Here is a 12892-nt window from a genome sequence, read left to right on the forward strand (position 1 = left end):
GGTAATTGATATTGTGATGTGCTCAAACTTTTATTAAGCGTCATTATCTGCCTCGAGAAACACGGAGATCAGAATACGCGCGTTGTTTTCTCCTACATTTTTGGCATAATGGGGGATAGCTGCCCTCCAGCTAAAGGAATCTCCTGCTTCCAAAGTAGCTGAATCCTCGCCTTGCTCCACGTATACCGTGCCTTCCAAGATAAAATGAATCTCATCCCCCCCATGAGCATGCTCCTCTTCTGTAGACGAGCCTGGCGGCATTTCAACGAGCATCATTTTGACGTTACCCTGACCCCCCAAATGATCGACCTGGAGCTTGTTTTTACCATATAAGGTTTTACGGCGCTCGTCCTTGCGAATCACTTGCATGCGTTCCTCTTCTTTAAGAAGCAGAAAAGCGAGAGGTACGTTCAGCGCATTAGCGATACTATCTAATGTAGCGATGGAAGGGGAGGTTTTATTATTTTCTACTTGACTCATAAACCCTTGCGATAGTCCAGTTCGTTCGCATATTTGCTGGATGGATAAATTTTTACGTTTACGAGCGGCGCGTATGTTGCATCCTATACCCATAGAGCGTTCCTCCTTTAAGGGAATATAATGTATACTAATTTAATATTTATCATACCAAATAATTTGTTGACAGACTACAGTTTCCTATGATAAATTCACATTACAAAATAATTATTTCTATTACTAATAATTCGAGTTTGATTCACACTAATGTGTTGCGGCAGAGATTCAGATAGATTATTTTTTTAACCAAATTATTAGTAATATAAATTAATTATTCATATGCACTTGTAGGAGTGTAATAAACAAACAGAATGGAGAGATAAACATGAGTTCAGCAAGCAGAAACATTTCTACAATTATGCGGGTGGCGCTTGGAATTTTGTTTTTAGCACACGGAATTGCTAAATTCCAAATGGGGTTGGGTAATGTGGCAGGCTGGTTTTCCAGCATTGGCGTTCCAGGATTTTTAGGTTATGTCGTTGCGGTGATTGAGTTGGTCGGCGGGATTGCATTGATTCTTGGATTGCTTACTCGCTATGTATCTGGGCTATTTGTAATTGTTTTGATCGGCGCCATTTTTACAGCAAAATTGTCCGGCGGGTTGATGGGGAATGGTCAAGGCGCTGGCTATGAACTAGATATTGCTTTTATTCTGGTAGCTCTTCATCTGGTATTTGCACCAACGACTCGCTTGTCTCTGGATTCTTTGTTCAGCCGTCGTGAGTCAACCGAACAATAATTTCATTTCAGCTTTAGTCCTCCAATCCATGTAGAAAGAGGGAAATCTCATGACAGCACATATTCATGACAACACTAAAATAGGGCAGGTTTCATTAAAAGTTAGTAACTTGGAGCGCTCTATTCAATTTTACACTGAGGTCGTTGGTTTAAAGCTTCTGCGTCAAACAGCGGATACCGCTGAATTGACTGTCGATGGAAAGCATGCGCTACTGATCCTTAACTATATTGAAAATGCAGTTATTCTGCCGCGTCAATCTGCTGCCGGGTTATATCACTTTGCTATTCTTCTACCAAACCGTGTAGCTCTGGGCCTGTCTTTACGTAATCTGCTAGCTCATGAGATTGAAATCGGACAGGGAGACCATGATGTAAGTGAAGCACTATACATCCATGATCCCGATAATAACGGGATTGAGATCTATGCGGATCGTCCTCGGGATCAGTGGAAAAAAGATGCAGATGGATTTTACATGATGGGAACAGACCCTGTGGATGCAGAAGACCTGATTGCAATTTCTGAAAATTTACCTTGGCAGGGACTGCCGCAGGGAACGGTAATCGGGCACGTCCACTTCCATGTGTCTAATTTGCTCAAAGCACAGCAATTTTATTGCGATGTGCTTGGCTTTGACATTACGTGTCGGTATGGCTCTTCAGCCTTGTTCGTTTCCGCAGGTGGTTACCACCACCATATGGGCTTGAATATATGGGCAGGTGAAGGAGCCCCACCAGCTCCTGAGCACGCTGCAGGATTGGATTATTTTGAATTGATCGTACCGGATCAGAATGAATTGGATGCCATCGTCGCTCGTTTAAAGGCAGCAGGCTATGAAGTGCAAGAACGCGATGGCGCCAAGTATGTAGCTGATCCGTTCCGTATTCGCATTAAACTAATTAACGGTCAAATCTCGTAACATAGAAGGCACGTAGCAAAAAAAGGTATTCCTATAAGCCGTAAAGGCTGGGAATACCCTTTTTTTCGTACACTTAGAACAAGCTCCAGTCCAAATCCCGAGAAATCGTCTCCAGCAAGTGTACACCGGCTGTACTGTTGCCCATACGGTTCAGAGAAGGTCCAACTAGCCCGATGCCGTATCGTCCAGGTACCATCGTCATAATACTGCCTGATACGCCGCTTTTGGCAGGTAGTCCGACTTGAATGGCGAATTCCCCTGAGGCGTCATACATGCCACATGTCGTCATAAATGTTTTGGCGATCTGTACATAGCGGCGGGGAATCAGCGGTATACCTGTGACCGGATCACGGCCGTTGTAGGCTAGTACGAGTCCCATACGGGCTAAATCTGTACAGTTCAATTTGACAGCACAATGTCTGAAATAAACTTCAAGCACATCCTCCACATGACCTCTTAAAATTCCTTTTTCCATTAGAAAATAAGCAAGGGAACGGTTCAAATGGCCTGTAGCTGATTCTGAATCGTAGACATCCTGATCATATTCCAATGTGTCATTGTGGGTAAGCAGGCGGAAAAATTGGAGAACACGGGCAAATCTCTCTTCTGGACTGTTCCCGCGAATCAGAGAGGAGACTGCGATTGCTCCGGCGTTAATCAGTGGGTTAAATGGAATACCTGGCTCAACTAGTTCTAGCTTTAGCATGGAATTAAAACGGTCTCCGGTAGGCTCCATACCCACTTTAGAGAAGACAACGTCCTCTCCATTATCCATCAAGGCCAGAATGAGCGTAAATACCTTTGAGATGCTTTGCATCGTAAATTGGAGCTCCGTATCCCCGGCTACCACGGTCTCGCCCGCACCATTCATCACAACAACACCCAGCGCGTCGGCCGGGGCTTTGGACAGTTCGGGAATATATGCTGCTACCTTGCCATGAATATACTCATGACGGCTTTGTTCTACCCATTCCGGCAGTTTGGTCTGTAATCTCTGCCACTCCGATGTCATTTCTTTTCCTCCAGTCGAGTAACCAATCTGTGGTATTTTATTGTAGAGTAAGAAGTGATAGCTATACGCCTATTCTAAAGATATTTCTGGTCGAAAGACAAGTTTGAATTGAATTTAGATAAGAGGAGGTAGTGACTTGTTGTTATCTCATAATGAACCGAATTTTGATGAAGACTACGATGAGGTTTTTAAGGGTCGAAAACTTAGAGGTTTTGTACGTAGTGTACTGGAGCAGGCTGCAGCCTTATCAGACAAAAATCCTGAATGGGCTAATCCTATATTGGAGCAGTGGGCAAATGATGTGGAAACGAGCCGAAATGAGCGTCTGGAGCATGAACGCACCCGGGAGAGGCATGTGCATCTATTGTTTTCTCAGTCTGCCGCAGGCTCGATGAAGGTAGGACTTTCGGGTGCAGGATTACGGCTTGAGAGTATCGTGCTGTCTTTTAATGATCAGTTTTCCATAGGACCATTGTGGAGGTTGGAAACATTAGAAGGTCAAGAAAACCGTCACAACTGGTTGGCTGAACGGATGATGCATTATGAGTTTTTCCATTACGCCGATTGGGAGCACCGTATTGAACAGATGATGGTTACCCTAAGTGAAATCCCAGATAATAAATCGATCACGATCTGGTGTGGCTCTAATGCTGACGAGCAGGTCGGATTGCGCTTTGTATTATATCTCTTGCGCAAAAGAGCTGCACCTATACGGGTCATTAATGTCACGGATACCTTGGAGCGGGAGCCGGATGATCATTTATATAACGAGAGTCCGTTCCCTTTATCCATGGGCGTGGTGCATTCAAAAGAAATTGAACGGTTCATTAAGCGAAATGAACATGAACTTTATGTGGTGTGTATGGAAGACCGACGTCGATACGAACGAGAGTGGTTGGAGCTTAGCGAGCAAGATAGTGTCCTGAGATTATGGGACAATGACCGTATTGTTCATGTGTCGGAGGATTATTTGGATCAGGCCTTGCTGGATATGATTAGCAGGATACAGTTAGCGGATAATTTAGAATTTGTGAACACCGGAAAAATAATAGGTCAAGCTTTAACGCAGTGGTCGCAGCCAAGAAGTGATACTTTTTGGGAATACCGGATTCAATATTTGATTTCTCATGGCAAACTTGATTTTCAGGGGATGCCGGGAATGATGAATCGTTATGCTGTGAGAATAAAGGAGTAAAGCGAAAAGTGCTCAAATAAAAACTGCCGACGGGGTCGGCAGTTTAGTTTAAGGACCTTCTGATGTATCAGGTTATTCCATCGGAAGGTTATTTTGCTATGTACTTGGAATCAATAGTAGCTGCTTGAATTCAATGAGCTTATGATAGCAGGCAACAGAGCAACAGCCATAATGATATAGATCACAATTACAATAGCGGCCCAAAGAAGACCTGCTTTAGCATAGTTAGCTTTGCTCGGATTAGTCGAGCCACTAAATGCCCACACAAACAGCATAATAAGTCCAACTACCGGTATAGCCATCAAAAGTAAACTGATCATCCACTCCTTGAATGATACAGGAGGCGGATAAACAGGGGCTGGTCTGGATGGTGCTCCTTGTTGATTGTATTGCGGATTAAACTGGTTAGACAATTAGATCTTCTCCCTACGTGTTTAGTATGTTGTGTTTCCTATATTGACCAAAACATCATACATGATATGACAATAAGCAACAAGCAAAATTCAGTAAACAGTCTAGTAGTACTATCACATGATTAAAAATAGGTCTATACACCCTGTTGACGAGGCGCTTTTTATATATTATTGTGGTGATATTAACATTTTGTTTTTATCAATTCATTCGAATTAAAAATACTTAGATCATTCGCCACTTTTGACTCAAAAGCGGTGAAATACCCATATATGAATAGGTAGGTGACGCAAGTGACAGATGGATCGGAACATAATCAAAGTGACTTGACGGAAGAGGAGTTCTTGGCTCTGTATGATGCGAATGAATATGAGCGCCCATCCGTAACGGTAGATATGCTGCTATTTACGGTAATGGATCAGCTCCAACAAAATTACCGGAAGCTGCCGGAGAAGACCCTTCAGCTTCTTTTGATCCAAAGAGGGGAGCATCCCTATATAGGGCAATGGGCGTTGCCGGGTGGTTTTGTAGGCATACATGAAAGTCTGGAAGAAGCTGCACGACGCGAGCTTAAAACGGAAACAAATGTGGATCAGATTTATATGGAGCAGCTATATACTTGGGGAGATGTGGCACGTGATCCTCGTATGCGGGTAATCAGCTGCGCTTACATGGCATTGGTGGACCACGATTCCTTGGAGGTGCAGGCTGGGGATGATGCCGCTGATGCCCAATGGTTTGAGCTGGATTACAGCGTAGCTCAGGAGACGCGGACGAATCAGCCGGAAGGTTACACATGGGAACAAGACATTGATATCACATTGAAGCATGGGGACATTCATCTGTCAGCCAAAGTAAAAATAACTGAAATTCTTAAGGGAAAAACCATTGAAATCAAGCGAGAAGTGCTGGAGTCACTAGGAATTGCTTTTGATCATGCCAAAATCATTGCGTACGGTATAGAACGTCTGCGCAGCAAAATAGAATACACAGATATCGCGTTTCACCTGATGCCAGCTCTATTTACACTGAGTGAGCTTCAGCAGGTGTATGAAATTATTCTAGGTAAGGAGCTGTTAGCTGCAGCTTTTCGTCGCAAAATAGCTGATCTTGTGGAAGAAACCAATGAGTATAGAAAGGCGGCCGGACATCGTCCGTCCAAGTTATACCGATTTAAGCCTCGGTCGCGTTTTATGTAGCTTAAAGGAAAATGAAATGAGGAATCTTCATGGAAAAGTTTACATTTTTTTATCGCAGTCATTCGCCATTCTCACAATGGTATCCTTCTGATTTTGTCGTGGATGGATTGGAGTTTAACTGCGCCGAGCAATATATGATGTTAAAAAAAGCACAGCTTTTTGGGGATGAAGAGGCGGCCCTAAAAATTATGCAAGCCCCTACCCCAAGGGAGCAAAAAGCTCGCGGCCGCAGTGTGCGCGGATTTGACCAATCCTTGTGGGAAGGCAATTGTCGGCAATTTGTGTATGACGGTAATTACGCCAAGTTTACACAAAATCCGAATTTGCTCAAACACCTGCTTAAAACGAAAGGAACCACTCTGGTTGAGGCTAGTCCGACCGACACCATTTGGGGTGTAGGCTTAGCTGAAAGCGATGCTCGTATACGGAACCGCAAACTATGGCGTGGCACAAACTGGCTAGGAGAAATATTAACGAATTTACGTGAGGATGTATTGCAAAAGGAGGAATAGTCACCATGAAAAATACAATGAATTCCCGGAGCAATCGGGATGCTCGATCACATATGGCGCAGGAGACACTATCCATTTTGGAAAAAGGGTATTATACGAATATCAAACAGGCTCAAGTAAATATGACAAAAGAAATAGGGAATGCGGTCACAGGCTCGAAGTTATATACACCTTCTCAGCTGGTAGCTGTAAAACAAGAGGCAGAGCAAAGAATAAAAAGTATATTGGAGCCTTCTTCCCGCATAGACGAACAGAGGATCATTGCAAAATTGGAAGTTACGGGAGAAAGTACGTTACAGGCGGCATACAGACTCCAGGTAGAGGAGAAGCTGACCCACGTGGCGTGTTTGAATTTTGCATCAGCTAAAAACCCGGGAGGTGGATTTCTCGGAGGCAGCCAGGCTCAAGAAGAAAGCTTGGCTCGTTCGTCAGCGTTGTATCCTTGCATTTCACAAATGGAAGAGATGTATGGACATAATCGGAAGCAGCGGAGCTGTTTTTATTCAGATTATATGATTTATTCGCCTGAAGTTCCGGTATTTCGGGATGATCAGGGGACTTTGTTAGAGAAGCCGTATCAAGTCGATTTCCTGACTGCACCTGCTGTAAATGCTGGAGTTGTGCGAGAACGGGAGCCAGAGCAGGTGAATCGAATCGGTGAAGTTATGCTGGAGCGGATCCGTTACATTCTTGGAATGGCTAAGCAAAACGGCGTAGAACATTTTGTGCTGGGAGCCTATGGTTGCGGGGTATTCCGCAATAAGCCGGAAGAGGTTGCCCTCTGGTTCAAGCAAGTGCTTGTAGATGAAGGATATGGTCTGTTGTTTGACCGGATTATTTTTGCAGTGTTGGATCATAAAGCAGAGCAACGTACTTTAAACAGTTTTAGAAGTGTTCTATCCTGAAGCTGGAGCTGTGCATAAAAAATGTTTACTATATTATCTCATGAAAAAGGAAGGTGCTGAATGAATCCATCTTCGAATATTACTTGGCATGTGTCCGATGTTGATAAGCAAGCGCGTCAGCTTCTGAATGGACATAAAAGTCCAGTGCTTTGGTTCACGGGGCTGTCTGGTTCGGGAAAATCAACGGTATCCTCCACACTTGAAAAAGCGTTATACGCACGAGGCATACACACGTTTATTTTGGATGGGGATAATGTTCGGCATGGTTTAAATCGGAATCTAGGTTTCCTGCCCGCTGATCGTAAAGAAAATATCCGCCGTATTGCTGAAGTTGCAAAGCTAATGGCACATGCGGGTGTTCTAACCATTTGCGCCACCATTTCCCCTTATCGTGAAGATCGTGAAATGGTAAAGGAGATTTTACAGCAGGAAGGTTGCTATGAGATGTATATACAGTGCAGCCTGGAGGAATGTGAGCGACGCGATCCAAAAGGGATGTACAAGAAAGCGCGTGCCGGAGAGATTCATCATTTTACGGGGATTGATGCTCCCTATGAAGCACCGCTGGAACCGGATTTAATCGTATTCACTGAAGGCCGGGAGGTAATCCAGTCGGTTCAGGATATCTTGGATTTTCTTGATAGGAAGCAACTGCTTTTATGATTTTATGATGAATTCTACATGAATATTGTCTGAAAGCCTCAATGGCAAAACTACGAGAAGTGATCAAAGTAATCATTACAGAATGTGAAAATTGAAGTATACCTATTAGTAAATAAATACAGTGCTGCATATACGGCAAGCCTTATAGGGCTTGCTTTTTTATTTATGATTTTAAACTAATTCTAAATCCTAAATTATAATAATTATAAAAAAGTATTGATTTTTGTTTGTGCACAATTTATAGTGAAAGGCACATAGTCAACCAATTCATTCAAGAGGTGATTTCAATCATGAGTAACCAACCAACGAACCTGACTACAAGCTGGGGCGCTCCTGTTGGAGATAATCAAAATTCGATCACAGCAGGCTCACGGGGTCCCGCACTAATTCAGGATGTGCATCTGCTGGAGAAATTGGCACATTTTAACCGGGAGCGTGTGCCGGAGCGTGTCGTTCATGCAAAAGGTGCAGGGGCGCACGGATATTTTGAAGTCACTAATGATTTGTCTGCATATACAAAAGCAAGCTTCTTGTCCGAGGTAGGCAAGCGTACACCGATGTTTATTCGCTTTTCTACTGTGGCGGGCGAGCTGGGTTCGTCCGATACTGTACGCGACCCACGTGGTTTTGCGGTGAAGTTTTATACAGAAGAAGGCAACTATGATCTCGTGGGCAATAATACACCTGTGTTTTTTATTCGGGATGCCATCAAATTCCCTGACTTTATTCATACGCAAAAACGTCATCCCCAAACCCATCTAAAAAACCCGAATGCGGTCTGGGATTTCTGGTCCTTATCTCCTGAATCGCTGCATCAGGTAAGTATCCTTATGTCTGACCGCGGTATTCCAGCTACACTTAGACATATGCATGGGTTCGGTAGTCACACGTTCAAGTGGGTAAATGCCGAAGGACAGGCAGTATGGGTGAAATATCATTTTAAAACAGAGCAAGGTGTACAAAATCTTGATGTGGAGTTGGCTGCGAAAATTGCCGGTGAAAATCCGGATTATCATACAGAAGACTTGTTTAATGCCATCAAAAAAGGTGATTTTCCTGCATGGAAACTTCATGTGCAGATTATGCCGGTAGAAGATGCAGATACGTACCGCTTTGATCCATTTGATGTGACAAAAGTATGGTCTCAAAAGGATTACCCGCTGATCGAGGTAGGGCGCATGGTGCTGAATCGCAATCCTGAGAACTATTTTGCTGAGGTAGAGCAGGCGACATTCTCCCCGGGTTCATTTGTTCCTGGTATTGAAGCATCTCCGGATAAAATGCTGCAAGGACGCCTGTTTGCCTACGGCGATGCACATCGCTACCGTGTAGGTGCAAATCACAATTCGTTGCCGATCAACCGTCCGCATGCGGAAGTACACAACTACCAACGTGATGGTGCATTACGCAGTGACAGCAATGGCGGAGGATCTGTTTATTACGAGCCTAATAGTCTCGGTGGACCCAAAGAATCACCTGCGCACAAAATTGCTCCTTTTGAAGTGTCTGGCGAAGCTCAAAGTGTAGCCTACGATCATCATGATCACTACACACAGCCAGGGGACCTATACCGCTTGCTCAGTGAAGAAGAGCGTGCACGTCTGGTCCGAAACATCGTGAATGCAATGAAGCCCGTAGAAAGTGATGAAATCAAACTGCGTCAGATCGGACATTTCTACAAGGCTGATCCTGAATACGGACGCCGTGTAGCCAAAGGTTTGGACTTGACCGTTCCACAAGGCGAGTAAAAGGATTTTGCAATTCTAATCTGATAAACCCGTATGAATAAATAATAAAAGGATGTCCCAATACCACGTACATGGTTGATGGGACATCCTTTGTTTTTGCGAGCGATGTAAATCAGGTGCTGCTATATCCTCTGCAAGCGAGGTAAATAGATTACAAGAAACAGTGACCGTCCTAGTGCAAACACGATAAAGGACAACCAAAGACCGTGATTCCCATAATGGGGAACGCACCAGAAGAGAGCGATCAAAAAGCAGAGCAATGAAATCATCATAGAATTACGAATGGGATACGTTACCGTCATTCCCGTAAACACACCGTAGAATACCAGTCCCAGCCCAGCCGCCAACGGAAAGACCACAAGCCATCCATTATAAGGGCCTGTAAGGCTAATCACTGTAGCATTATCCGTGAATAGCGAGATAAGCGGCTCTTTCAGTGCGAAATACAATCCTCCCGTCACTACGCTGGTCACCAGTGTCCAGAACCAGGACAAGTGAATAACCCTTTGCAGCATTTTACGATTCCCGGCGCCCCGAGCCTGACCCGTCATGATGCTACTGGCGTTGGCGAACCCATCAAAAGAGTAAGCCATAATGTAATGGATCTGCAACAAAATAGCGTTCGCCGCCAACTGATCGGTTCCAAAGCTCGCACTGCGCGCCGTAAACAGATTAAACATCGTCAGCAGACAGGCTGTACGAATCATAAGATCAAGGTTTGTTGCCATGACACTTTTCAACTCTGAAGCTCCAAACCAACCTCGCCAATTCATCTGTCCGCTTTGCTTCCTTTCTTTCCAAATCGATGAGCGGAACACCAGGACCAGACCCAATACACATGCAAGAGCTTCCGCAATCAGAGTAGCGCTTGCTACACCCGTGACATTCCAATGCATGATCTGTGTAAATACAATAGCTAATACCATATTGATTACGTTCATTGAAATTTGTAAAAATAATGTAGCCTTCACACGGGATAATCCCATCAGCCAGCCGAGCAGCACATAGTTCACCAATGTTAGAGGGGCTCCCCAAATACGAATATTAAAATAAATTGCTGCCTGCGCCGCCACATCCTGCGCCGGATGGATGAGCTGAAGAGAAGCTAGCAGAATGGGCTTTTGTAACACAATGAATACCGCACCAATGAGTAAAGCAATGGCCAGTGGACGCATGAGAGCAGCTATGCTCTGGTCGTTATTTTGTGCCCCCGCGGCTTGTGCCGTGAAAGCTGATGTGCTGACTCGCAGGAAGCCAAAGAGCCAATATAAAGTATTGAAAATAAGAGTGCCCACCGCTACACCGCCTAAATACGCGGAATGGCTCAAATGACCGATTACAGCTGTATCCACCGCACCGAGCAGCGGGGTTGTAATCGTCGAAATAATTAAAGGGATAGCTAAAGCAAGATAGGCTCGGTGGGAAGGCAACATGTTGAAAAAACCTCCAGTAGTGATTGTGTGTAGGGATGGCGATCCGAATGAAATAATGCTTCCTTGGGAAAATGCTCAAGCACACTGCCTTCTTTCATGACCATGATTCGATCACTCATAAAGTGCACAGCCGCCAGATCATGTGAGATAAACAGATAAGCCAGTCCTAGCTCATCCTGCAAATCCTTGAGCAGATTCAAAACGGTGGCTTGTGTGGTCACATCCAGACTTGCTGTTGGCTCGTCCAATACGATAAAATCCGGCTCTGTGCTGATGGCACGTGCGATGGTTACACGCTGCTTTTCCCCACCGCTGAGCTGATGTGGAAACTTGTCCAGATAGCTGGCTGGAAGCTTTACCATCTCAAGCAAATGTTCTGCTATATCCCGGCGTTCTGAGGACATACCCGCCATAAAGGAAGGAACATAGCACTTAAGCTGGTCCAGCGGCTCCAGTAGGGATTGCAGGATGGTTAGTCTGGGGTTCAAAGCCGCAGATGGATGCTGAAATACTGCACCCAGCCTGCTGCGAATCCGCTTTAATTCGCTCCGCTTTAGCCCTCGGACAGACTGCCCATCTAGTCTAAGCTCACCTTGATCAAACGGGTCCAATGTCAAAATACAGCGAGCGAGTGTGCTTTTCCCACTGCCGCTTTCCCCGACGATACCCAGACATTCTCGGGGGGAGATCGACAGAGCAACATCTTGCAGCACCGTTTTACCTCCAGCGTAAGCCTTCGTCAAATCGGAGACGGTCACGACAGCATTAGACGTGTCTTGCTGCTGAACGTAGGCGGCTTGATTATTCATGTAAAGCGCTCCTTTCCAATGCGTTCTGTTCTTCAGTGCTGTTGTAAGGCAAACGTGCTGGAGCGCCCGGAGACAGCGGCGGAATAGCCGCCAGTAGACGACGAGTATACGGGTGGGCCGGATGGTTCAGCACCGCTTGCGTTTCACCAGTTTCAACCAGTGAACCTTCGTGCATCACTGCGATTCGATCTGCATACTTGCGTACATGACGCAGGTCGTGAGTGATCCACAAGACGGAAATACCTGTTTCCATCCGGATATGGTCAATGAGCTGGAGCACCCGATGAGCTGTGAGCGTATCCAGCGCGGTTGTAGGCTCGTCGGCAATAAGCAACTTCGGCTCCAGTAGTAGTGCAGCCGCAATAGCTGCCCGTTGCAATTGACCGCCGCTGAGTTGGAACGGATAGCTGCGGTACACACGCTCCGCAGGAAGCTGTACGCGCTTCAGCACCTCGATACAGCGCTGCTTGCGCGTCTTGCGATCTTGTTTGCCATGGGCGCGCATCAGCTCGTCCAGTTGACTGCCCACACGCAGAAAGGGAGTGAAAGCCCCGTGGTAGTCTTGAAAAATGTAAGATATTTCACTACCAAGCAAAGAACGTCTTTGTTTAGCGGATATAGCTAGCAAATTATTGTCCTTCCACGCAATAATTCCTTCCGCTGTAACAGAAGAGGGGAGAAGGCCGCCGATAGCGAACGCCGTCATGCTTTTACCACTACCGCTTTCGCCTGCAAGAGCACACCATTCCCCCGGACGAATGGCAAGCTCTAGTTGCTTTACAATCGTTTTTGCATTGGTCCGAATCGTTAAGCCCTCAATAGTTAGCATGTGCA

At 45.3% G+C, this 12892-nt stretch carries 14 protein-coding genes; 8 read left to right on the top strand and 6 right to left on the bottom strand.

The features are described from left to right. Window positions 1-33 precede the first annotated feature (33 nt). Window positions 34-573, bottom strand: a complete 540-nt coding sequence (locus tag AC5ELV_RS21735) for a helix-turn-helix domain-containing protein (RefSeq protein ID WP_493431827.1) — start codon at window positions 571-573, stop codon at window positions 34-36. 268 nt (window positions 574-841) lie between these two features. Here AC5ELV_RS21735 and AC5ELV_RS21740 point away from each other — a divergent pair, with 268 nt between their 5' ends. Both AC5ELV_RS21740 and AC5ELV_RS21745 read left to right on the top strand, forming a co-directional pair. Beyond that, on the top strand, window positions 842-1255 hold the full coding sequence (locus AC5ELV_RS21740; RefSeq protein ID WP_342426216.1) for a DoxX family protein: 414 nt from the start codon (window positions 842-844) through the stop codon (window positions 1253-1255). Window positions 1256-1304: 49 nt separating this feature from the next. Then, the gene (locus tag AC5ELV_RS21745; protein WP_493431828.1) at window positions 1305-2171 is read left to right on the top strand and encodes a VOC family protein; all 867 of its coding nucleotides are present in this window, start codon (window positions 1305-1307) and stop codon (window positions 2169-2171) included. A 73-nt stretch (window positions 2172-2244) separates the two neighbouring features. Here the strand turns inward: AC5ELV_RS21745 and glsA are convergent, their stop codons facing one another. After that, window positions 2245-3183, bottom strand: coding sequence for a glutaminase A (glsA, locus tag AC5ELV_RS21750; protein WP_493431829.1), 939 nt, complete (start codon window positions 3181-3183; stop codon window positions 2245-2247). Window positions 3184-3319: 136 nt separating this feature from the next. On the opposite strand from glsA, the gene AC5ELV_RS21755 reads away from it, so the two are divergent. Next, window positions 3320-4378: a DUF1835 domain-containing protein gene (locus AC5ELV_RS21755; protein WP_493431830.1), complete on the top strand. Its 1059-nt coding sequence runs from the start codon at window positions 3320-3322 to the stop codon at window positions 4376-4378. 110 nt (window positions 4379-4488) lie between these two features. Here the strand turns inward: AC5ELV_RS21755 and AC5ELV_RS21760 are convergent, their stop codons facing one another. Beyond that, entirely contained in the window at window positions 4489-4791 is a 303-nt protein-coding gene (locus tag AC5ELV_RS21760) for a hypothetical protein (RefSeq protein ID WP_180984610.1), read from the bottom strand. A gap of 291 nt (window positions 4792-5082) precedes the next feature. On the opposite strand from AC5ELV_RS21760, the gene AC5ELV_RS21765 reads away from it, so the two are divergent. The 5 genes from AC5ELV_RS21765 (at window position 5083) to katA (ending at window position 9816) form a co-directional block, all read left to right on the top strand. Then, window positions 5083-5988 (top strand): NUDIX hydrolase, encoded by a 906-nt coding sequence (locus tag AC5ELV_RS21765; RefSeq protein ID WP_493431831.1) that lies wholly within the window; start codon window positions 5083-5085, stop codon window positions 5986-5988. A 29-nt stretch (window positions 5989-6017) separates the two neighbouring features. After that, the gene (gene ybiA / locus AC5ELV_RS21770; protein ID WP_493431832.1) at window positions 6018-6500 is read left to right on the top strand and encodes a riboflavin biosynthesis intermediates N-glycosidase; all 483 of its coding nucleotides are present in this window, start codon (window positions 6018-6020) and stop codon (window positions 6498-6500) included. A 5-nt stretch (window positions 6501-6505) separates the two neighbouring features. Continuing rightward, a complete protein-coding gene (locus tag AC5ELV_RS21775; RefSeq protein ID WP_493431833.1) occupies window positions 6506-7405 on the top strand; it encodes a TIGR02452 family protein in 900 nt (299 codons plus the stop codon). A 60-nt stretch (window positions 7406-7465) separates the two neighbouring features. Further along, window positions 7466-8068, top strand: a complete 603-nt coding sequence (gene cysC / locus AC5ELV_RS21780) for an adenylyl-sulfate kinase (protein WP_493431834.1) — start codon at window positions 7466-7468, stop codon at window positions 8066-8068. 290 nt (window positions 8069-8358) lie between these two features. Continuing rightward, entirely contained in the window at window positions 8359-9816 is a 1458-nt protein-coding gene (katA, locus tag AC5ELV_RS21785) for a catalase KatA (protein ID WP_493431835.1), read from the top strand. A 122-nt stretch (window positions 9817-9938) separates the two neighbouring features. Here the strand turns inward: katA and AC5ELV_RS21790 are convergent, their stop codons facing one another. The 3 genes from AC5ELV_RS21790 to AC5ELV_RS21800 are packed head-to-tail and all read right to left on the bottom strand — an operon-like array spanning window position 9939 to window position 12887. After that, window positions 9939-11249 (bottom strand): MATE family efflux transporter, encoded by a 1311-nt coding sequence (locus tag AC5ELV_RS21790; protein WP_493431836.1) that lies wholly within the window; start codon window positions 11247-11249, stop codon window positions 9939-9941. Beyond that, window positions 11216-12058: an ABC transporter ATP-binding protein gene (locus AC5ELV_RS21795; RefSeq protein ID WP_493431837.1), complete on the bottom strand. Its 843-nt coding sequence runs from the start codon at window positions 12056-12058 to the stop codon at window positions 11216-11218. The genes AC5ELV_RS21790 and AC5ELV_RS21795 overlap by 34 nt, the downstream gene beginning before the upstream one ends. Continuing rightward, window positions 12051-12887, bottom strand: coding sequence for an ABC transporter ATP-binding protein (locus tag AC5ELV_RS21800; RefSeq protein WP_493431838.1), 837 nt, complete (start codon window positions 12885-12887; stop codon window positions 12051-12053). The genes AC5ELV_RS21795 and AC5ELV_RS21800 overlap by 8 nt, the downstream gene beginning before the upstream one ends. Between the last annotated feature and the right edge of the window lie 5 nt (window positions 12888-12892).

Source organism: Paenibacillus sp. NMA1017 (assembly GCF_058895805.1).